The sequence below is a fragment of the Paenibacillus sp. HGH0039 genome (assembly GCF_000411255.1).
Classification (GTDB): domain Bacteria; phylum Bacillota; class Bacilli; order Paenibacillales; family NBRC-103111; genus Paenibacillus_F.
In genome coordinates, this window is sequence record NZ_KE150412.1 from 193,035 (window position 1) to 213,004 (window position 19,970).

The 19,970-nt window shown below is 51.6% G+C and carries 18 protein-coding genes; 3 read left to right on the forward strand and 15 right to left on the reverse strand.

All coding sequences use genetic code 11. The features are described from left to right. Positions 1–111: 111 nt before the first annotated feature. On the reverse strand, positions 112–1,839 hold the full coding sequence (locus tag HMPREF1207_RS00725; protein ID WP_009676449.1) for an ABC transporter ATP-binding protein: 1,728 nt from the start codon (positions 1,837–1,839) through the stop codon (positions 112–114). Positions 1,840–2,128: 289 nt separating this feature from the next. On the opposite strand from HMPREF1207_RS00725, the gene HMPREF1207_RS00730 reads away from it, so the two are divergent. Both HMPREF1207_RS00730 and HMPREF1207_RS00735 read left to right on the forward strand, forming a co-directional pair. Then, the gene (locus HMPREF1207_RS00730; RefSeq protein WP_009676455.1) at positions 2,129–2,626 is read left to right on the forward strand and encodes a DinB family protein; all 498 of its coding nucleotides are present in this window, start codon (positions 2,129–2,131) and stop codon (positions 2,624–2,626) included. 338 nt (positions 2,627–2,964) lie between these two features. Beyond that, positions 2,965–3,669: an MBL fold metallo-hydrolase gene (locus tag HMPREF1207_RS00735; protein WP_016423362.1), complete on the forward strand. Its 705-nt coding sequence runs from the start codon at positions 2,965–2,967 to the stop codon at positions 3,667–3,669. A 206-nt stretch (positions 3,670–3,875) separates the two neighbouring features. Here HMPREF1207_RS00735 and HMPREF1207_RS00740 read toward each other — a convergent pair whose 3' ends face one another. Continuing rightward, entirely contained in the window at positions 3,876–4,445 is a 570-nt protein-coding gene (locus tag HMPREF1207_RS00740; protein ID WP_036739746.1) for a TetR/AcrR family transcriptional regulator, read from the reverse strand. Positions 4,446–4,617: 172 nt separating this feature from the next. On the opposite strand from HMPREF1207_RS00740, the gene HMPREF1207_RS00745 reads away from it, so the two are divergent. After that, entirely contained in the window at positions 4,618–5,598 is a 981-nt protein-coding gene (locus tag HMPREF1207_RS00745; RefSeq protein ID WP_009676431.1) for an NADP-dependent oxidoreductase, read from the forward strand. A 255-nt stretch (positions 5,599–5,853) separates the two neighbouring features. Here HMPREF1207_RS00745 and HMPREF1207_RS00750 read toward each other — a convergent pair whose 3' ends face one another. From HMPREF1207_RS00750 to HMPREF1207_RS00810, 13 genes are all read right to left on the reverse strand, one after another. Then, positions 5,854–6,204 (reverse strand): DUF1801 domain-containing protein, encoded by a 351-nt coding sequence (locus HMPREF1207_RS00750; protein WP_009676451.1) that lies wholly within the window; start codon positions 6,202–6,204, stop codon positions 5,854–5,856. A 13-nt stretch (positions 6,205–6,217) separates the two neighbouring features. Further along, positions 6,218–6,652 (reverse strand): YciI family protein, encoded by a 435-nt coding sequence (locus HMPREF1207_RS00755; protein WP_009676443.1) that lies wholly within the window; start codon positions 6,650–6,652, stop codon positions 6,218–6,220. Positions 6,653–6,760: 108 nt separating this feature from the next. Continuing rightward, positions 6,761–8,026 carry an RNA polymerase sigma factor gene (locus HMPREF1207_RS00760; RefSeq protein WP_009676496.1) on the reverse strand — a complete coding sequence of 422 codons (1,266 nt, stop codon included), beginning with the start codon at positions 8,024–8,026 and terminating at the stop codon, positions 6,761–6,763. Then, the gene (locus tag HMPREF1207_RS00765; protein WP_009676473.1) at positions 8,023–8,457 is read right to left on the reverse strand and encodes a YciI family protein; all 435 of its coding nucleotides are present in this window, start codon (positions 8,455–8,457) and stop codon (positions 8,023–8,025) included. Before HMPREF1207_RS00765 ends, HMPREF1207_RS00760 begins: the two co-directional genes overlap by 4 nt. Positions 8,458–8,688: 231 nt before the next feature. Continuing rightward, positions 8,689–9,501 carry an alpha/beta fold hydrolase gene (locus HMPREF1207_RS00770; RefSeq protein WP_009676505.1) on the reverse strand — a complete coding sequence of 271 codons (813 nt, stop codon included), beginning with the start codon at positions 9,499–9,501 and terminating at the stop codon, positions 8,689–8,691. A gap of 343 nt (positions 9,502–9,844) precedes the next feature. After that, on the reverse strand, positions 9,845–11,113 hold the full coding sequence (locus tag HMPREF1207_RS00775) for an MDR family MFS transporter (RefSeq protein WP_009676481.1): 1,269 nt from the start codon (positions 11,111–11,113) through the stop codon (positions 9,845–9,847). A 158-nt stretch (positions 11,114–11,271) separates the two neighbouring features. After that, positions 11,272–13,293, reverse strand: a complete 2,022-nt coding sequence (locus HMPREF1207_RS00780) for an ABC transporter ATP-binding protein (RefSeq protein WP_009676446.1) — start codon at positions 13,291–13,293, stop codon at positions 11,272–11,274. Between the two features lie 14 nt (positions 13,294–13,307). Continuing rightward, positions 13,308–15,056 (reverse strand): ABC transporter ATP-binding protein, encoded by a 1,749-nt coding sequence (locus HMPREF1207_RS00785; protein WP_036739748.1) that lies wholly within the window; start codon positions 15,054–15,056, stop codon positions 13,308–13,310. Between the two features lie 54 nt (positions 15,057–15,110). Further along, complete coding sequence (locus tag HMPREF1207_RS00790) at positions 15,111–16,625, reverse strand: GMC oxidoreductase (RefSeq protein ID WP_009676439.1); 1,515 nt, start codon at positions 16,623–16,625, stop codon at positions 15,111–15,113. A gap of 38 nt (positions 16,626–16,663) precedes the next feature. Continuing rightward, positions 16,664–16,912: a DUF6137 domain-containing protein gene (locus HMPREF1207_RS00795; RefSeq protein ID WP_009676514.1), complete on the reverse strand. Its 249-nt coding sequence runs from the start codon at positions 16,910–16,912 to the stop codon at positions 16,664–16,666. 16 nt (positions 16,913–16,928) lie between these two features. Beyond that, positions 16,929–17,570, reverse strand: a complete 642-nt coding sequence (locus tag HMPREF1207_RS00800) for a histidine phosphatase family protein (protein WP_009676453.1) — start codon at positions 17,568–17,570, stop codon at positions 16,929–16,931. A 38-nt stretch (positions 17,571–17,608) separates the two neighbouring features. Then, the gene (locus HMPREF1207_RS00805; RefSeq protein ID WP_009676509.1) at positions 17,609–18,634 is read right to left on the reverse strand and encodes an LLM class flavin-dependent oxidoreductase; all 1,026 of its coding nucleotides are present in this window, start codon (positions 18,632–18,634) and stop codon (positions 17,609–17,611) included. 27 nt (positions 18,635–18,661) lie between these two features. Next, positions 18,662–19,948 (reverse strand): type III PLP-dependent enzyme, encoded by a 1,287-nt coding sequence (locus HMPREF1207_RS00810; RefSeq protein ID WP_009676434.1) that lies wholly within the window; start codon positions 19,946–19,948, stop codon positions 18,662–18,664. Positions 19,949–19,970 lie beyond the last annotated feature (22 nt).

The following is a 19,970-nucleotide window of genomic DNA, read 5'->3' on the forward strand; positions in this document are numbered from 1 at the left end:
ACGGCAACCGATTTTGTTCTATTTATACGGGAAAGAATCGTTTGGGTTACGAAATGTTTATCCTGGATTTTAAACATCTCCGCGTGAACCGTGCCGGCATATCAGCCGCGCTCAATTCGACTGCATGTTATTCAGCTTCGCGTACGTCCCTCCCTGTCTCATAAGCGTCTCATGAGTTCCCTCCTCGGCGATTCCCTGTTCCGTAAGCACAACAATCCGGTCGGCATTCCGGATCGTGGACAACCGGTGGGCGATGATTAAGGCCGTGCGGTTTCGGGCCAGCGTTTCCAAACGGTGTTGAATGATCTTCTCGCTTTCGTTGTCGAGAGCGGAAGTGGCTTCATCGAAGATCAGGATGGCCGGGTTTCTCAAAATAACGCGGGCGATGCTGATGCGTTGTTTCTGTCCGCCCGAAAGCTTGCTTCCCCGCTGCCCGACAAAGGCTTCATAAGCGCCCGGTAAACCCGTAATGAATTCATGAGCATGCGCCAATTTGGCGGCAGCTATAATTTCCTCCTCGGTTGCGTCCGGTTTTCCGTACCTAATATTGTCGCGTACGGTGCCCGCGAATAAATAAACGTCCTGCTGCACAATTCCGATTTGGCTGCGTAGCGATTTTAGCTCCACATCTTTAATGTTCAGATCATCCACGTATACATGTCCTTCACAGGGATCGTAGAAGCGGGGAATCAATCGACAAAGGGTCGTTTTCCCCACACCGGACGAACCGACTAGCGCAACGGTTTCACCGGGAAACACGGTTAAGTTTAAATGACTGAACACGGGGGAATGGTCGCCCGAATACCTGAAACCAACGTTTTCGAATCGGATTTTTCCGCGGACCCGGTTTAACGTTACTGCGTCTTCCGAGTCGGTGATATCGGGTTTTATCGAGAGGATTTCTACAAACCGCTCGAAACCCGCCGCCCCGTTTTGCAGATTTTGCGTAAAGTTAACCAGTCTTTTTACCGGATCGGTGATGGTGTTTATATACAGCAGAAAAGTAATCAATTCCGTCAAGAGAAGCATGTTATTGCTGATGAGAAGCGCACCCGCTACAACGACCGCTATATTCATCAAGGACATGAATGAAGTCAACCCGTTAAAAAATAAAGCCTCGGCTTTATAGCCTTTTTTTCGGCTCCCGAGGAACAACTCGTTGCTGGCTTTGAATTTGGCGGTTTCAATCTCTTCGTTGGCGAAAGACTGGACGACGCGAACGCCGGCAAGGCTGTCTTCCAGCTGAGCGTTAAGATCTCCGATTCGTTCGTTGTTCCTTTTCAGCGCTTCTTTTACCTTGATACTGTAGTTATAGGCAAACAGGACCATAAACGGCAGAATCGCTAACAGAGTCATGGCCAGCACGGGGTTCAGCAGCCACAAAATAAGCGCCGATCCCGCGATTCTTACGAAAGAGATGACCAGATCCTCCGGACCATGGTGCGCAAGTTCGGAGATGTTAAACAAATCATGGGTGGCGCGGGACATAAGCTGACCGGTAGCTGTCTTGTCATGAAAGCTGAACGGAAGACTTTGAACATGCCGAAACAAGTCGTTTCGCATATCCGCCTCCATCGCCGCGCCCATCGCATGTCCGTAATAGTCCGTATAAAAGCCGCTTCCATACTCTACCGCCATCAGAAATAAAAAAACGGCAATCATTTTGACAAGAAGCGCAGCCGCGATCCCCTCCTCGCTGATAGCGCTCGAGGTCATGAAATGGACCAGCATCGGAAAGGCAAGCGCGCACATGGAAGCAAGCGCCGCAAATATCAAATCGGCAAACAGCACCTTTTTATAAGGCTTGTAATAAGTCACGAACCTTTTTATCATTTTCACCCGGATACCTCCGCATGGTTTGGATTGCACAGCCGGTTTTTCCGGCACAATCGGCGTTCTTTCTAATTTTGGCTGCCGGGTAAAAAGTCATGGTTATCACTCCCGTTGTTTTTTATTAGAATATCACTACTGAAGTCCGACCAACAAAGGGTAAATCGGTTTGCAGTTGTTTTTTACAGGTTCTTTTTAGATCGTTTTATTCACAAAAAAAAGATGCCCTCACATTCAGTTAGGACATCTTTGCACTGGAATTTATAGTATGCTAAACCGTAAGAGAGGAGATGGGTTTATGGACAAACAACTGATCATCGGCGACGCAGCACATGAACTGGCCCATACGCGCCGCATTCTGGAACGCTTGCCTGAGGAGCATATGTCGTGGAAGCCCCACGAGAAATCGATGACGCTCGGCGGGCTGGCCACGCACCTGATCAACTTGCTGAACTGGCAAATCGCGATTTTTCAGTACCCGGAGTTTGATCTTTCGACCGTGGCGCTGCGGCGGGAGCCTTTGGAAAAACGCGCTGACATTCTGGAAGAGTTCGACGCGAACGTTGACAGGTTTCAAAAGCTGCTCGCCGAATGCGACGAGAGAACGCTCGGCGAGGAATGGACGCTGCGCAACGGCAGCCATGTCATCCTCCGCGAGCCGCGGGCGATCGCGCTCCGCACCTTCGGAGTAAGCCATATGGTCCACCACCGGGCGCAGCTCGGGGTATACTTGCGGCTTCTCGATATTCCGGTACCTGGCTTCTACGGTCCGTCGGCCGATGATGAAGCCCGATAAACTAAGTTTCTCGATCCCATAACGGCCGCTTGCTGTATGGAATCATTCCGGAAAACGTCAAGTAGCCCCCGCCCCTAATAAAGCGGGAGTTATTTGACGCTTCCTTTCATGCAGTCCGATGTTTTGCCAACCCCAGCGGCCTTGACTCGTTATTCCTACTGTCTTATTAAAATATTGGCGGGGCCCCTTATACAGCCGCGCCCCACTCTATTGACACATAAATTTTTTAGTTCTAAAATAAATTCATCCGATACGCACTACGAAAGGAGGCAGCCGGTTCAGGCCACTGACAGAAGGCTTGAAGCGGCGTTCATATGCGAATTGCCGAAGGTATTGAGATGTTAGAGCTGCAATTAGGACCGATGACGATTCATCCAGTAATCTTGTTTGATCAGGAATCCTGGACGCTGATCGATACAGGCATGCCGGGGTCCGCTCCGGCGATTCTGGAGCTGGCAAGACAAGCGGGCACCGGAGAACTGCCGCTTCGCTCCATTGTTCTGACGCACCAGGACATCGACCACATCGGGGGACTGCCCGGCATCTTGGCTGCTACCGGCGGCTCGGCCCCTGTCCTCGCCCACCCCGGCGACGAAGACGCCATTAACGGCACGCAGCCGATGCTGAAAATGACGCCGGAACGGCTGGCCGGTTTCCTCGAGCAGGTGCCCGCGGACGTCCGGGAGCAGTTCGAGCGGACGTTCCTGAATCCGCAGCGCCCGAACGTGGACCGGACATTGGCTGACGGAGAGACGCTGCCTTACGGCGGAGGTTTAACCGTTATCCATACTCCGGGGCACACGCCAGGCCATGTCAGCCTGTACCATTCACCCAGCAAAACGCTGATTGCCGGGGACGCCATGATCGCCAAGAACGGCGAATTGTCGGGGCCCAACCCGACGGTTACGCCCAATATGGAGCAGGCACTAGAGTCACTGAAGAAGTTCGCCGCCTTCGATATTGATCGGGTGATCTGTTACCACGGTGGTCTCGTTCAGGGCGGTGTCAACGAAAGTATCGCACGAGTGGCGCGGCAGTCGTAGCGTCTCCATATTACCTGTATCAGCAATTTTAAAAAGGCACCCGCCAGGGTGAACTGAACCCCGAATAGGGTCACTTTATAAAAAGTCCACTATTCGGGATTCAGTTCAAACATGGATCAAAACAAGTTCTTTATTGTACACCACTGTTTCACAATCAATATCGTATCTCAATCGTTCAAAACACTGGAGGCTCTAACGGTTTTGAGTCATTCTAATACGCTATTTTCTTCGAACATTTGCAATTGGAACCTGTTCAACAATTTCCAATATTGTTCAACCATGACCGATGGTGGATACGGCATCGAACGGGTAATCCACCATTCCAATAAACCCACTCCCGCTGAAATTAAAAATTGTACCGTAATGTCCCTGTTCAGCTCCCGATCGAGACTGATCGAAACCATGCTCAGACTTTGCCGGAACATTGTCTCCAATTGGTTTCGGAAAACCGCGCTTCCCTTGCTAGTCAGCATTATGGAATAGAATGAAGCATGCTGTTCCAAATATTCAAACGTGCGCAGCAGCGCGGTTTTGGAAGTGAGAAGAACCAAGCCCTCTTCAGGCATACAACTGAGCTGCAACTGGTTTAATTGTGCTTCCACGCATTGATCGCGCAGATCGTACTTGTCAGCGAAATGCAGATACACCGTTCCTCGATTGACATTCGCTTCCTCCGCAATTTGGTTGATCGTCATGCTCTCGAAGTCCTTTTCCGACATCAACCTCATAAAAGCATCCATAATTGCCTGCCTCGATTTTTGAATACGCCTGTCCATATCATTCTCCCCCTTTATCCCATACAAAATGAACATATCGAAGCCCTCTGTTGAAAAACCAACAACGGAGCTTGTTTTAACCATTGAACACTATCTACCGCCTTGATACGCTCACTATATATAACATATGTTGAAAATTCAACGTTTGTTTAACTTATGAGGAGGCGTAATCATGAAAGCAATTGCTTTGACAAGCTTTGGAATCCCCGAAGTGCTAGAGGAACTGGAAGTGCCGATTCCCACAATCACCAACACACAAGTTCTCATCGAAATGCGTGTCTCGTCCATCAACCCCGCAGATATTCTCTTGCGTAACGGCGCGATTCTTAAGAGTCCGATGGCCGATAAATTTCCGGCTCAATTGCCGCTTGTTCTTGGTAATGAAGTAGCCGGCATCGTAAAAGAGGTTGGAGAAAAAGTGCGTCATTTCAAGCCGGGGGATCGTGTCATGGGCATGGTTCCGATGGGTTCATACATGGACTATGTTGCGGTGGAAGAAGATCATCTTGCCCTTATCCCGGAGAGTCTTTCCTTCGAAGAGGCAGGTGCCGCGCCTGCGGTTGCCCTGACAGCTTGGCAAGCGCTGTTTGAGCATGGCCGTCTTCAACCGGGACAACGCATCCTCGTTCAAGCCGGCGCCGGAGGTGTGGGGCATGCGGCGGTTCAGTTGGCCAAGCAACATGGAGCATATGTTATCGCAACCGCGAGGGACTATAATCATGATTTCGTCAAAGGACTCGGTGCGGACGAGGTGTTCGACTACACGAAAGTCGACTTTGCCACCCAAATAACAGAACCTGTTGATCTCGTATTGGATTCCGCTATGGACCAATCCACTTTTGGTACCGGGTTACCGGGAGATATCGGAAAGAAGAACTACTCGGTCATCAAGGATGGCGGAACCTATATTTCATTAGTGGCATTCGCGATTAATCAATATCCGAAGGTCCGCGACATTGACGCCTATTACTTCCAGGCAAGACCTAACCGTCCCGATTTTGAATCTGTTGTTCGCCATATGAAAGAGAATAAATTGAGTATCTATATCGATGAAACCTATCCCTTTACTGCTCAAGGCCTGCTTAAGGCGTATCGCAAAAGCGAAGAGATGCCGAAACGGGGAAAAATCGTCCTATCAAAAAACATGGTATAAACCTTGAAGATTCATATTCTTTAGATGAACGGTTGACGACGATTAAGCGTGCTTTACTACTATAAATGTAACGAGGAAGGTCATTGATTTACCCCGCCAAACAACTTCGCTATACGGTCACAAACTAGCGAGATCATTTTCTCCCGTATGCTTTCCGGCCCGTTTTCCGCCTGACACAGCTTAGGAACAACAAAAAAGCAGGGATTGATTTAGCGTGTGCAAAATCAGTCCCTGCTTTTTTTGCGGTTCTCCTAACTAAAGTGCGCTTGAGGCTTGGACAACCAGAGGAACCAGAAGCCCGGAATCAAACGTCTCCCCTTTACGCAGCTTCAATGTTTTTCTTTCTGGAGGACCGTCAAACATTCCTTCGGGCAGCTGGAGATCGGTGGCGTTAAAGATCGTAAAGCTCACCGCATCTTTGGAAGTCGAAATGACGGCGGCGTATTTTCCGTTTTTCAGAAAATGCGGCTTCTTGTACTGAATCCGTTCCGCCACATCGGGGATAGCCTGGCGAACGACCTCACGCAGCCCGGCAGACAGTTCTTTCTGCCATTGTTCCTTCAACGCTTCAATAAAATCGGTTACTTCCTGGTTCGTGGGGGTCATATTTTTGTCTCCTTTAGGTATGTTTCAGCATATCGAGCTGATTTTTCAAATCGGCTTCCAAGGCCCGATTCATCGGTTCTTTTGCCCGATTGGACTGCTCAGTGAGCTCTCGGACTTCAATACCGAAAGTCCCGAGTCCTGGCGGAACCGGCATCTGTCGCGCCCAGTTCACGGCCTCCTGTTCGGAATTCACCTCAATGAGTGTGTAGCCCGCCAAAAGCCCTTGCCCGGTTTGAAAAGGCCCAGCCTCGAATTCAGGCTCCTCTCCATTCGGCGAATAGCCTATCCGGATTCCGCTGGAGCTTGGCCGCAGCTCTTCCGCTGCAAGCAGCACACCGGCCTCTGCCAGTGACTTTCGGTACGCAGCCACCGCTTCGGCGTATTCCCGGCCGGGTTTTACACCTGCCTCCGAATAACTAGTCGCTTTTACAATCAGCATAAATCGCATCCCCGTCTCCTCCTCGCGGGAAGAATACTTGCGGCAGTTTCCTCCGCAGCTCTTCCCCTTATTAGGACAACGAACGAGAAGCCTTGCGATCGACAAACCGGCACAAAATTATTCCGCGGTATCCGTCCTGCATTCAGCGGCCCGGCTCAGCAAAAGATCCCGTTCCCGGGCATTGCGCGTCATGGAAGCCGCCCGCTCGAATTCCGCACGGGCTTCTCCCAGCCGTCCGAGCTTCACCAGAAGGTCGCCGCGGACGCTCGGCAGCAGATGGTATCCCTTCAGAGCAGGCTCGCCGCTCAGCTCGTCGACAATCTGCAGTCCGAAGGCCGGACCGAACGCCATAGCGATGGCGACGGCCCGGTTCAGCTCGACAATCGGCGACGGCGCAGCTCTTGACAGCGCTTCGTAAAGCGCCGCGATCCGGATCCAATCGGTCTCGGCAGCGTTTAGCGCCTCCGCATGGCAGGCGGAGATGGCAGCCTGCAGCGCATAAGGACCGAGCGGGCGTCCGAGCTTCCGGCTGCGTTCAAGCGCCGCCAAACCCCGCCGTATCAGCAGGCGGTCCCACTGCGCGCGGTTCTGGTCCATCAAGAGGACGGGCTCGCCCGCTGCGCCAATCCGAGTTCGAAACCGCGAAGATTGAATTTCCATCAGGGCGACCAGTCCATGGACCTCCCCTTCCCCAGGAGCGATCTCGGCCAGAACGCGTCCCAGTCTCAACGCCTCCTGGCACAGCAGCGGCCGGATCCAGTCCTCCCCCGACGTTGCGGAATAGCCTTCATTAAACATCAGGTAAATCACCTCGAGTACGGCCGACAAACGTTCCTTGAGCGCTTCTCCGGCCGGCACTTCAAAAGGTATTTTCTCCGTGCTTAACGTTTTTTTGGCTCGTACGATCCGCTGGGCAACCGTTGACTCCGCAGCCAGGAAAGAACGGGCGATTTCATCCGTGGTAAGCCCGCATAACAGGCGGAGCGTCAGCGCGACTCGGGCTTCCTGCGACAGCACCGGATGGCAGGTCATAAAGATCAGACGAAGGAGATCGTCGCCGATCTCCCCGTCCAGTGTGGGATTGAGGTCTTCCTCCGTATACAAATCCATGCGTTGGGCCATTTCGGCGTATTTCCGGTCACGCACCTTCGTTCTTCGCAGGAGGTCAATCGCACGCCGCTTCGCCGTCGTCATCAGCCAGGCCCCGGGATTGTCCGGAATACCGGAAAGAGGCCATTTCTCCAGCGCGATTACGAGAGCATCCTGGGCGAGATCCTCTGCGAGTCCTACGTCCCTCACCATACGCGTCAGTCCCGCGATAAGTTTGGCCGATTCGATACGCCATATCGCATCGATCGTCCGGTGTGCGGAAGACTGCGTCACGCTTTCTTCTGCTCCTCAACCTGTCTGCGGAGCGATTTTTCCTTCTCGGCCGTCTCGGGATTACTCATCAGATCTTCCACCTCAAACACCTGTCTCAACTCGATCTCGCCTTGTCCATATCCGTGCGGATCCGGCATACGCATAGCCCACTCGATAGCTTCTTCTCTCGTTTTGACTTCAATAAGCGTATAGCCCGCAATCATTTCTTTCGCCTCGGTGAACGGTCCGTCTACCACCTTCGGTTTGCCTCCGGGTTCCGGATAGGAAATCCGGATTCCGCTCGAGCTTGGCTGCAGGCCGTCGGCGGCCAGCAGAACGCCCGCTTTTACCAATTCTTCGTTATACTTCTGCATCGCCTCGATAAGCTCTTGGCTGGGCATGGCCCCTGCCTCGGAATCCGTCGTCGCTTTCACAATCATCATAAATCTCATCGGTATATTTCCTCCTCTTTTTCGTTTACTTTCACTTATACGACGAATGGGTATACGAAAGATCGACAACCGGATCCTTTTTCGTTTTCCATTTTCCCGTTTCGATTTCTCACGTTAACTTTGGTTACTAGTTTTCGGCGGAAGCAAGTCTAGTTCCTGCCATTCGGAAATATAGGTCACATTCCGGACACTCCCCTACCCCCCGCTTACCTGCCAACTGCAAAACGAACATCACTGTTTCCCTGTAAAAAACGCCGAAAGTTCCGTTGAAATTAACTTTGCGGGGAGCTTTTTCGTGTGACCGAGTCCTTTCTTGCTGAGCAGCCGCGCATTGGGAAGAGCATGAGCGAGCGCTTGTGCGCCATGACGCAGACCCGCCGGACTTTCCGTGCCTTCAAGCACAAGAACAGGCAGCGTGACGGAGCGCCATAATTCGGCTGGCAATGGCGTTCCTTCCATATAGCCATCGAGCAGGGCGGCATCGTAAGGGAGCGTATGGGCAACGGCCATCAGGTTTGACCAGACGCTCGGCATCAGCTTCATCATGCCGACCACGAACGAAGGCGCGCCCATGCCCTGGGCCATAAAATATTTGATGGCCTCGGCACGACGTCCGGCGGCAATTAGCTCGCTTACATGCGCCGTAAAATTGTGAGGCGGCTTCCGATCGGCCGGGTCGACCACAAACGGGGGTTCATGCAAAGCTAATTTGGCGATGCCCGCCCCGCTCGCCGCCGCCTGTAAGGCAAGGACCGCTCCGGAAGACAAGCCCCAGACGAAAGCGGAACCGCCGGCTTCGTCAATAACAGCCTGCAGATCCTCGATTTCGCGTTCGATCGCATAGGGCTGTTTGTCTCCGCTGTCGCCTCTTCCCCGACGGTCGTAGTTATACACCGTGAATTGCCCGGACAACAGCTCGGCCAGCTGCACCTGCCCCGGAAATTTGCGGTAGCTGAACGCTCCAGTCACGAGAATAAGCGCCGGGCCTTGCCCTGTCTTGTCGTAAACGATTTTTGTACCGTCTTTTGAAATTACCGAGTCCATTATAAATGTCTCCTTTTCTGCTGAACGGATTATTTAGCTATCTTAAAACGGAACGCTGTTTTTGGAAAGTACCGGACCATGCAGGCGGGCGTCTTTCCAACGTGCCTGTCTTCAACCACTTCTTCTCCAACGCTGTCTTTCCGGCTTTCTCTGGTTCGGATCGTCCCGAATGAATGCTTCATCGGCCGCCTTCTATTAAGACGACGAAGAACAAACGGCAAAATCGACAGCCCTCCCAAAAAAAGAAATTATTTTTACTTCATACCGTTCGCATCTCCGCAACAAAAAAAGAAAGCCTCTCCGGCTTTCTTTCAAGTTTGTTTTACCCCCAATCGTTTCTTAGTCAGACGGCATCCGCTTCCCGCTGGTGGTCGTAGTAGCTGGCAGGGAGCATTTTAAACAGGCGTATATAAAGGAGAGAACTGAGGATGGTAACCAAAAAAATAAATCCGAACACCACTAGCGGAGGAAACCAGGCCGAGAACAAAACCGTAACGGGCGCAATCAGCCTGCCGATCGAAAACTGAAGACCCGATGCCCCCATATACCGGCCTCTGGCATGGTCCGGCGCATATTTGCTGATGAAGCTTTCCGTAACCGGGCTGCGTGACAGCTCTCCAATCGTGAAAATAACCGTGAAAATCAGCAGCAGCCCTATTTGTGTCGTGAATCCGAACATAAACATTCCCGCTCCGAACAGCAGCGAAGACAGGATAAGGACGTTGCGTTCCGGCCATGTTTCAAACCATTTCGTTACCGGCATCACACACAGGACGAACAGCAGGCCGTTCAGGCCGAGGATTAAACCGAATGCCTGCGAACTGTTGAGGGCAAGGCTCCAATCCCGGAGGGTCAGCAGCTTCTGCGCCGGTACGTATTCGGTCACGTACACCGCCAGGTACATATCGAGCTGCATAAAAGCGATCGTAACCAGAACGCCTGCGGCGATGTAGAGAGCAAATAGTTTATCCCGGAAAATGACGCCGTAGCTGCTCACCTGCTCCTTCCAAATTCCGGACAGCCTCATGCTTTGCCGGGCTGCTCCGGCCGCCGCCGGCAGCGTCTCCTTGATCATCAGCAGGATGGCCAGCGAATACAGCAGCGTGACAGCGGTGCAGGTCCAGAGCAGCTCTTGCCGGTACTGGAAAAAGAAGACCGAACCGAGCGCGGGTCCGAACACGGCGCCGATGTTCCTTCCGGTCACAAAAGTGGCATAGACCATCCGCCTGTCTTTGGGCGGTGTCACATCCGCCACCATGGCCGAACTGGCCGGATTATAGATGGCTCCCCCGAGCCCGATGCCGATGTAAGCGAAATAATCCAGCCAGTGGGAGGAAGATAACGCAAACACGGCAAACATCGAAGCTTGCATAAACGCGCCCAGCAGCATGGCCGGCCTCCTGCCCAGGCGGTCCGACAGAAAACCGCCGAACAAGCCGCCAGCCAGGCTGAATATAGGCGGTACAGCCATCAGCACGCTGGCAACGGATTTGCCGAACGCTTCGCTGAAAAACAAGGTGATGAAAGGGAAATACATCCAAAAAAGCAGATTGAACACGGTATCGCCTGTTAATCTGATTTTTAGATTCAGATCCCATTTGAGCCAATTCATGTGAAATAATCCTCCCGATTCTTACTGGATAGGAGCTAAATTACCATGAACAGGCAATTTTTACAACCCTTATTTCCACAGGATTTTCTAATCCACGTCGATTTGCTTAAAAAGCAAAAAAGCAGTGCCCGCACGATGCGGTCGACTGCTTTCTTGGATTAAACGGGAACGTTCGCCCTATCACGCATTTGCAATTGATACATCTGATAGTAGATGCCCCGTTGCCGCATCAATTCGTCGTGATTGCCGCGTTCCGCGATTTGGCCCCGGTCCATCACTAGAATGAGATCCGCATGGTGGATGGTAGACAACCGGTGGGCAATGACAAACGTAGTTCTTCCTTTCTTCAACACTTCCAGTGCCGATTGGATCATCCCTTCGGTCTCCGTATCGATGTTGGACGTTGCCTCATCCAGGATAAGGACGGGCGTGTTGTAGGCGAGCGCCCTTGCAAACGAAATCAGCTGCTTCTGCCCGACCGATAAGGTGCTTCCTTTTTCAATCACGGGTTCGTCCAATCCATTGGGCAAATGTTGAAGCACGCGCTGGGCTCCGACCGCTCTTAGCGAATCCTCGATCAACTCGCGGCTGATGGCCGGATTGTCCAAACTGATATTGCTGGCAATGTTGCCTGTGAACAAGAAAGGTTCCTGTAGAACGATGCCGATCTGTTTCCTTACTTGCTGCCTGGAAAGGGTCTGGATATTGTGCCCGTCAATCGTAACGGTTCCCTTTTGCAGCTCGTAAAATCTCAGCAGTACGTTCATGATGGAACTTTTCCCCGATCCCGTATGCCCGACGAATGCGATCGTCTGTCCCTGCTTCGCCTCGAAAGAAATATCTCGGAGAACGTAATGATCGTCCGAATAGGCAAAGGAAACGTTCTCGAATTTTACGTCCCCTTTCATTCTCGGCGTTTCCTCGTCTACGACATCCGAGCCTTCCTCTTCCATCAGCCTGAAAACCCGTTCGGCCGAAACGAGGGAATGATTCAGCTGAGCCAGTTGATTCACCATTCCCACCAGAGGCTGGAATAAGCGTTCCACATATTCCACAAAGGCATAAATCATGCCAAAGGTGAAAACCGATTGATGGCTCAAACCGGCGCCGCCGAAATACCAGATGATTGCGGCGAGAGCGAGACTTCTGAGAACCGTAACCAGATTATTGGAGGTGAGCGCTTTTAAGGTAAGCAGTTTATTGGAATACGTAAAGTAACGTACATTTTTATCCTCAAATTCCTGCCGCACGGTGCGCTGCCGGGAGAACGCGCGAATGACAGGCATACATTGAATGGTTTCGTTGATCAACCCGTTGATATCGCTCAATGTGGAGCGGATGGTTTGGCTGTATTTGGATGCAAATTTCTGATAAAGGTAAATCCAGCCCGCAAGGGCAGGAATGATGAGCGTGCAAATAAGCGCGAGCCTGACGTCCAGTATAAAGAGGGCCGTCAAGATTCCGGTGATGTAGACGGCTCCGGTGAAAAAATTTCTCAAAACGGTAACAAACAATTCTTTCACGGCTTCGGTATCGTTGGTTACGCAAGATACGATCCGGCCGGCCGGTATTCGGTCGAAGTACGGAATGGGGATCCGGTGAATTTGCTTTAGAACATCTACCCGCATTTTTTGAATGACACGGTTGGAAGAGACTTGCAAGGCATACGTTTGACCGTATTCGAGCAAGCTGGCTGCTCCTACGAATCCGAAATAAAGAAGGATCAAGTGGACGATTTTCCCCAATTCCGGTTCATAAAAGAGAAACAAGTCGCGTGTGGAGAGAATATCGGCCGGATAAGCTCCGGTTTCCGCATTTCGCTTGATGATGAGTTGCTCCCCTTGTACGAGGCGTTCACCGTCCACCTTCACGGCTTCCGGAACAAATACGAACTGCCGCTGCACCTGCAGAATGCGGACCTCTTGTCCCTTCTCTTCCTGCTCGTGAAAATAATCGCCTCTTTTATAATACTTCCCTTTGTATGGCACGGCATTTTCCCCGGGTTCCCGTGTTTCGTACCAAGGTTTTTCAATCCCCAGAATATGTTGGTCGATTAACTGTTTGGCGATAAGCGGTCCGGACAATTCCGCCGCTACCATCAGCAAGAGAAGACAAAGCGCCCCGATAAACGATTTCTTGTAATAAAGAACATACTTGAACAGTTTCTTTCCTACATTCATAGGATTTTCCACGCTCACTTTAACAAGTTCATTTGCAATTTTTGTGACTCGTATTGTTCTTTATACCAACCGTGGCAGGCAATCAATTGGAGATGCGTGCCGCATTGGACGATTCGGCCCTGATCCATTACGACGATGAAATCGGAATGTTCCACGGCGGATAACCGGTGCGTCGAAATGAGCGTCGTACGCCCTTTTCGCTCCGCAATAAGGTTCGCGATTATGCTCGCCTCCGTTTTAGCGTCGACAGCGGATAAAGCGTCATCCAGCAGCAACATTTCCGGTTCGGAAATGATCGCCCGCGCAAAAGCGATTCTTTGCTTCTGTCCGCCCGACAAGGACACCCCTCTTTCCCCTACCAGTGTATCGACCCCGTCCGGAAGCGTATGAATATCCTGCATAAAGGAAGCCAGCTCCAGAGCTCGGAACACTTCCTGATCGGTCGAGTTCTCCTTGCCGAATCGAACATTTTCTTTGACGGTTTTCGAAAATAGCAGCTGCTCCTGCGGGACATAACCGATCCATTGATTCCAGGCTTCAAGCCGAATGCGTTCCAGCGAGATGCCCGAAACGGTGATTTCGCCCCTGTCTGCCGGATACTCCCTGAGCAGCTGCCTTAACAGGGTAGTCTTGCCGCTTCCTGTCCGGCCGACGATACCAATGGTCTGTCCGCGGTTAATATGCAGCGTGATGTCTTTCAGGTTATCGGATTGGGAAGACGGATAGCGGAAGCTTACGCGGTGGAATTGCAGGGTATGCGGCAGCGCGATGTCCTCCTCAAGATCTTCCCCATCCCGTACGTCGGGCGGATAGTTCATGATCTCATCCAAACGGTCCAAGGAAGCGCTCCCCCGCTGCATAATATTAATCAGTTCACCGATCGCGTACATGGGCCAGATCAGCATGCCCAAATAGACGTTGAACGTGATCAGTTCGCCCAGTGAAATGCGCTGCTGAAAAACCAGATAGGTCCCGTATCCGAGACCGATCAAATAACTGATCCCGATTAACATGCGTATGGTGGGCTCGAATAAAGCTTCGACCCGCGCGATGGCGACATTTTTCCGGAACAGATCTTCCGCCATGGTTTCAAAATTTTTCTGATTCGCCTCTTCCCGCACATAAGCTCTAACAACGCGAATACCGGTAATGGTCTCCAGCACTTGATCGTTAAGCGCGCCGAAAGCATCCTGGGCGATCGTAAAACGGCGGTGAAGGTATTTTCCGAAAAAGGTAATGACCGCCGCGATAAGCGGAAGCGGCAAGATGGTGACCAGCATTAAATTCCAATCGATAAACAAGCCCATCGTAATCAGGATCGTCACCGAAAACAAACAAGAATCGACTAAGGTTAAAATGCCGGAACCCGACGTTTCTCCGATGGATTTGATATCGTTGGTCGCCCGGGCCATGAGATCTCCGGTCCGGTACTTTTCGAAAAAGGGCGGTGTCATCTTCAGCAGATGGCTCATTAAGCGGGAACGCATCTTCAGCTGCAGACGGTTCGCTCCGCCGTGCAATTGAAACATCCAAGCGTAATTCAGGGTATAGATGACGACGGAGAGCCCGAGAATAAATCCGATATACTGCGCCAGACTCGCCGGGGTTAGCGTGTTTTGCTGGATATGGTCGAGAGCGGAGCCCAGCAGCAGCGGCGGCAGCATTTCGACCCCGTTTACGAGGACCAGGATGAGTACCGCCAGCGTATACCGGATTTTATGCTCTTTAAAAAACCAGCCGAGCCTTACTAAAACAGAAACGATAACGATCACTTCCCTGCTTCCGGATTTCCCGTCTTACACAGGTATCGCGCGTAATCAGACACTCATATTTTCGGCTATTCGTAAAGCGTTGGCCTGGATCGTCAAGGTCGGATTGACGCCACCCGCAAAAGGCATGAAGGACCCGTCCGCCGCAAACAAATTGTCGATCGTGTGGAATCGGCCGAACTTATCGACAACGGAAGTCAGCTCATCCGTGCCTGCCCTGCAAGTTCCGTGCAAATGAGCGCTTCCTAAATAATAGTAGGAAGGGTTGCATTGGACCTGCTTGGCTCCCATGGCCGTCAAAATCTCTCCGGCCCTCTCGATCATAAAGCTCAGCCGGCGCTTGTCCCATTCATGTGTCTGATAATCAAGGACAATTTTGGGTACCCCCGTGGCTTCTTTATCGTTCGATAACCGGACTTTATTGGTCACCATAGGCTGGTCCGCTATGATACATTCCAATTGAACATACATGCCGCTGCCTTCATGGCCGTAATAGGTCCACGGGTTCGCTTCGTAGATCAGCCCGCCCAGACCGGAATGACAGTGCGGATCTTGATAATAATCCGTAATCGAAACGGTGGAATACAGCCCTTTCAGCGGTTCGTTCAACTGCTCGTAGGGATGATTGTCCACCCAGCCGGATACGTATTCGCTGTTCTTGAAGCTTAATCCCGAGCCGACCAGACCGGATTTGTTCCCTACTCCGTCCGGCCACCATTTGTTCGTTGAACGCAGCACGAGCGCGGCGCTTTGGATGGCGTTTCCGGCCAGAACGAATTGTTTCGCTCTGATGCGGAACCGTTCTTTCGTGCCCAGATCCAGGCATTCCAAGGAGTCGATTACGGACGGGTCCGTCTGATGGAATGCCAGAGCCTTCGTATTTTTCATCAGCGTCACATGCTCCAGCTTCAACACGGGCTTCAAAATACGCGTAAAACTGTCCGCTTTGGCGCCGATCGGGCACGCGTAATCCGTACAGCTGGTTAAGTTGTCGCAGCCCGGATATCCGTTATGATCCGTTGTGTTAACCGCCAGCGGAGTCGGAAACGGATGCAGGCCGAGCTCTTTGCCCGCCTGGTCGATCAGGGCTCCCTGCTGGCTGTAGGAATGGGCCGTTCGGAGCGAACCGGTACCGGCCCTGTTTTTGAACGGATCGGCATTCAAATCCCCGGACACCCCAAGCCACTGTTCAATCTTATTGTAGTAGGGGTCCAAGTCCGAATACCGGATGGGCCACTGGGGGTCCAGAGCATCGGGCGCTACGTATTCCCTCGCATCGAAGTCGACGTCTTTGTACCGGAACGAGATACCGGCATAAAAAATCGTTCCGCCGCCAACCGCACTGGCAGACCACGGATAGCCGTTATCTCCCCAAGTCCCGTCCGACTCTCTCGCGTAGGCTTTCTCCGCATGGCTCATGACCGAATCTATATTCGTTCCCGGTTCAATGAGTTCGCCTTGTTCCACGATGACGACTTCCAGGCCTTTCTCGGCCAAATACTTGCTGACAACGGAGCCGCCGGCTCCGCTGCCGATCACACATACATCGAATTGCTTGGTCAAGGTGATTCCCCCCTACTTGATTATTTCAATTGCCGGGACTAAACGTTTAGCTTCGTAATCTTAGTCGCGATCTCATCGGCATGTATCAAATAAGGACCTTCCAAATTCATATCCAGCGTGCAGTCAAAAAGGGATTCAACCCGCTGTATAATTTCAAAGAAATCCCGCTTATCCACTTCCATCGGTCCTTGTTTAAACGTTTCCACAAGCTCGTCCCCGTCCTCGCCGGTCACACCGGAAATCGCATAGATCACTTGATACAAACCGTTCCGTTCTTTGTTATCCATCCCGTCTCGCCCTCCCTTATCCGGTTGTTTGGAGATGTGAACGGTTGTTCAGACTCTCCAGGAGAAAACTGCTGCTAGTCGGATCGTAATGAATGATGTGCATCGCCGTATTGCTTGCTTTGATTTGCCATTGCAGGAGCTGTTCGTTCCCTAATCCGAGAAAAAACAGGATGGACAGCTGGATGCTGAAAGCATGGGTAAAAATGACGATGTTGCACGCTTCTTCGGCATACTTCCGGAACAGATCCTTATAGAACCGCTCGATCCGTTCCCGTTGTACGTCAAGCGACTCCAAGCCCTTTACGATTTCCAAATGAGGCGACCGGATCCGCTGCTCCAGATACAGATCCCACTGCCCCTGCGTAATCGGCGGAATAAAAGACTCCGGAGCTTTCAGCTCGCTCAAACGTTCGTCTTCGATGAAAGGCACGGCCGGAAACCGCCCTTGGAAAATAGCCGCCGTTTCCCTCGCCCTTTTCAAAGGGCTGGAATAAATGACCGACGGCGTCAGCGAAACCGGGTATTCATCCCGGAGCTTCACGGCCTGGCCGATCCCCGCTTCCGTCAGCTCGCAATGAGGATCGTAAGCGTCCATAAGAGCGTCGTCCTCCAGAATATTGCAGTGGGCCTGCGCATGACGGATTAAAATCAATCGCATGCTATCTCTCCTTCCGTCGGATTGTTCGCTGCGGTCCCCTAGACCGGATTCGAAATTCCTTCCTTCACCCGGCTGAAATGAATAAAATCCTCCTCGCTGTACATGGAACCCAGTAACACGGCTTTCACGCCGAGTTTATAATACTCATTCAAATAAGCGGCCACTTGTTCGTAATCCCCGACTAACACGGGACTGTAAATTCCGCCGTTCATGTACCCGCCCATCCAGAAGACTTCATCGTACGTTTCGCTCGCTAAAGCCAGTTCGGCCAGCGTCCGCTGCCAGCTTGATTCCGAATTTTTTTTCATCCGGAGCTGGATCGTCCCCTGCCGGTTGCCGGGATAACGGGCATGAGCGGCCTTCCATGCTTCCTCCGCCGTTTCTCTGGCAATAATCTCGATTCTTATGGCGCTCTGAACAGGCGATCCCTGCACCTTTTCGCTAAAATGGTGTTTAAAATGTTCCAGCGGTCCCGGATGAGTAACGACGAAATCCGCCGCTTGCAAACCCGTTTCAAGCCCCTCCTCGGAAGAACCGGACATAAATATGCGCGGGAAAAGCTGTTTGTCCGGCAACGAAGGCTTGAACTCCAAATTATTCAGCTCATAATAATCGCCTTTGAACGAAACGGGAGAATCGGATTCCAGCAGCAGACGGAGCACCTGAACATATTCGTACAGTTTCTTGTAGCGGGACGAATGGTCGATATAGCCCCCGGTTTGCTGGAGTTCGCCGGTAACGGCGCCGGTGATCATATTCAAGTCAATCCGCCGGTTGTACAAATAAGTGAAGCTCTGAATTAATTTGGCCGCCGTATAGGGAGGATACATATAGGGCTGAAGCGCAATTAGAGGAACATGACGTTCCGTATGCTGCATAATAACCGAGCTTACGGCCCAAGGGTCCAATACGGAATGGTTAAAAAACGACAGGGACCCGACTATGCCGTAAGCATCGGACAGTTGAGCGATTTTGACGGAGTTTTCCATGAATTCTTTTTTGGCCGCATAATGGTTGACGCCTGGAATTTGGCAATAATACTGAATCGTATCCAATGCAATCATCCCCCTGCTTTTCGTATATTGGGCTTTCTATTTGTCCACAAAGAGGAGATTCGATTCGGTCTGCAGCTGGGTCGCGACTATATCATCCGCCGTTCCTTTCCGTCTGATCAGCTCGTATGAACCGTTCCGTTTGAGAATTTCAATGGGGGTCGGATGCCCCAGAAAATGAACCGGGCTGAAGCTCAGTCCGTAGGCGCCCGAGTTCAACACACATACGAGGTCGCCCGGATACAAGGCCGGCACATGGACATCCTTCCCCACACAATCCTCTGGCGTACAGAGAGGACCGGTAATGGTGACTTTTTCGAGTTCGCGACGGCCGGAGTTTTCCCTAACGGGAATACATTCCATAGGATAATTGCTCCGCATACTTCTTCCCCGGAAAGTGGAGGCCGCATGGTGGTGCATGCCTCCGTCTACGATCACAAAAGTCTCTCCCTTGGACGATTTCCGGTAGAGCACCTCGGTTACATACACGGCCGCTTGAGCCAATAAGTATCTTCCGCTTTCGATAATAAAGGTCGTTTGAGGGAACAAGGAATCTCTGGCCTCTTGAACGTAATCACTGATCGTTTGAGTAATTCTGCCGATATCCAGCGCCTTTTCGTGTGAAAAATACGGGACTCCGAACCCTCCGCCAAGATTAATAAATTCACAGACGATTCCGTATCGTTCATAAAGGCTTCTGCCTAGATCTACGGTATATTTCATCGACTCGATAATGCTGTCGGTATTCAGATTCTGGGTTCCCGTATAGACGTGTATCCCGATAAATTTGGTGAATTGAAGTGAGCGGATGACATCAATTACGGCATCCAGCATGGATTCGTCCGTTCCGAACTGTCTCGGTACCCCGCCCATTTTAATGGCCGTGCTGCCGAAGCTTTTGTCGGGGTTGATCCGGATCGCGACGCGGGCCGTTTTGTTTTCTTTTTCAGCCAGTTCTTCTATGTAAAAGAGTTCTTCAACGGATTCCGCGATGATGCAGTAAATCCCGCTTTTAACGGCAATCTCCAGCTCGCTTCGCTTCTTCCCCGGTCCCGAGAAAATGATGTTTTCGGCTGAAAATCCGGCATGCCGGGCTAAAGCGAGTTCTCCGGCGGATGCCACCTCGACGCCAAGCCCCCACTGCCGGAACAATTTGGCCAGATGAATATTGTTATTCGCCTTTAGGGACAAATAAAACTGAATCGCGGGGTTCGTCCGGCTTCTTAATTGCCGGTAATGCGTTTCGATAAAATCGCCGTCATACAAATAAAAAGGAGTCTCAAACCTTTTCGTTAAGGCCGTGATTTCAGCTTGATCCAGGTTCATCCGCAAGTCCCCTTCCTTCTTC

Excerpts from the sequence above, each read along its gene's own strand:
- HMPREF1207_RS00730 (WP_009676455.1), top strand. The coding sequence starts at position 2,129 with ATGGACAAACAACTGATCATCGGCGACGCAGCACATGAACTGGCCCAT.
- HMPREF1207_RS00735 (WP_016423362.1), top strand. The coding sequence starts at position 2,965 with ATGTTAGAGCTGCAATTAGGACCGATGACGATTCATCCAGTAATCTTG.
- HMPREF1207_RS00740 (WP_036739746.1), bottom strand. The coding sequence starts at position 4,445 with ATGGACAGGCGTATTCAAAAATCGAGGCAGGCAATTATGGATGCTTTT.
- HMPREF1207_RS00745 (WP_009676431.1), top strand. The coding sequence starts at position 4,618 with ATGAAAGCAATTGCTTTGACAAGCTTTGGAATCCCCGAAGTGCTAGAG.
- HMPREF1207_RS00750 (WP_009676451.1), bottom strand. The coding sequence starts at position 6,204 with ATGACCCCCACGAACCAGGAAGTAACCGATTTTATTGAAGCGTTGAAG.
- HMPREF1207_RS00755 (WP_009676443.1), bottom strand. The coding sequence starts at position 6,652 with ATGCGATTTATGCTGATTGTAAAAGCGACTAGTTATTCGGAGGCAGGT.
- HMPREF1207_RS00765 (WP_009676473.1), bottom strand. The coding sequence starts at position 8,457 with ATGAGATTTATGATGATTGTGAAAGCGACGACGGATTCCGAGGCAGGG.
- HMPREF1207_RS00770 (WP_009676505.1), bottom strand. The coding sequence starts at position 9,501 with ATGGACTCGGTAATTTCAAAAGACGGTACAAAAATCGTTTACGACAAG.
- HMPREF1207_RS00775 (WP_009676481.1), bottom strand. The coding sequence starts at position 11,113 with ATGAATTGGCTCAAATGGGATCTGAATCTAAAAATCAGATTAACAGGC.
- HMPREF1207_RS00780 (WP_009676446.1), bottom strand. The coding sequence starts at position 13,293 with ATGAATGTAGGAAAGAAACTGTTCAAGTATGTTCTTTATTACAAGAAA.
- HMPREF1207_RS00795 (WP_009676514.1), bottom strand. The coding sequence starts at position 16,912 with ATGGATAACAAAGAACGGAACGGTTTGTATCAAGTGATCTATGCGATT.
- HMPREF1207_RS00800 (WP_009676453.1), bottom strand. The coding sequence starts at position 17,570 with ATGCGATTGATTTTAATCCGTCATGCGCAGGCCCACTGCAATATTCTG.
- HMPREF1207_RS00805 (WP_009676509.1), bottom strand. The coding sequence starts at position 18,634 with ATGATTGCATTGGATACGATTCAGTATTATTGCCAAATTCCAGGCGTC.
- HMPREF1207_RS00810 (WP_009676434.1), bottom strand. The coding sequence starts at position 19,948 with ATGAACCTGGATCAAGCTGAAATCACGGCCTTAACGAAAAGGTTTGAG.